The sequence below is a fragment of the Pseudomonas defluvii genome, from assembly GCF_001695625.1.
GTDB classification, from domain to species: Bacteria; Pseudomonadota; Gammaproteobacteria; order Pseudomonadales; family Pseudomonadaceae; genus Aquipseudomonas; species Aquipseudomonas defluvii.
Window position 1 is genome coordinate 1 of record NZ_MBPN01000337.1, and the last position, 392, is coordinate 392.

Below are 392 nucleotides of genomic sequence, written 5' to 3' on the forward strand. Positions count from 1 at the left end.
CGCTGGTACTGGGGCCAGGGGCCGGCGGCGGCTTCACTACCGTAGTTGACTTGGAGCTGGTCGGGAAACTGGCCTTACTGTTTTGCAAGGCGTTGGCTGAAGTGGATTACCGGTATTTGCTGGGAGTGACTGACGAAGCATTCAGTTACTTGGTATCAGGGCTGTTTAAGGTCGCTAGTCACCCTATAGATGAGAGTCAGAGAATACTTCATGAAAGCTTGTATGAAATGGCTGCTTGGTGGAATAAAAGAAATGCGACCAAGCTGGAAGCAGAGCGGCTGACAGACCACTTACTTAGGTATCACGCTGTATGGGTAGGTGGGCAACGTATTCCCCTGAGCCTGCTACCGCCCGAGACAATGGGCCCTATGGTCCACCTGTTGTCAGAGAGC

At 52.8% G+C, this 392-nt stretch carries 1 pseudogene; it reads left to right on the forward strand.

What is annotated here, in order from left to right:
* Nucleotides 1–392, forward strand: a pseudogene (locus EKA13_RS28200) (LysM domain-containing protein); the annotation flags it as partial.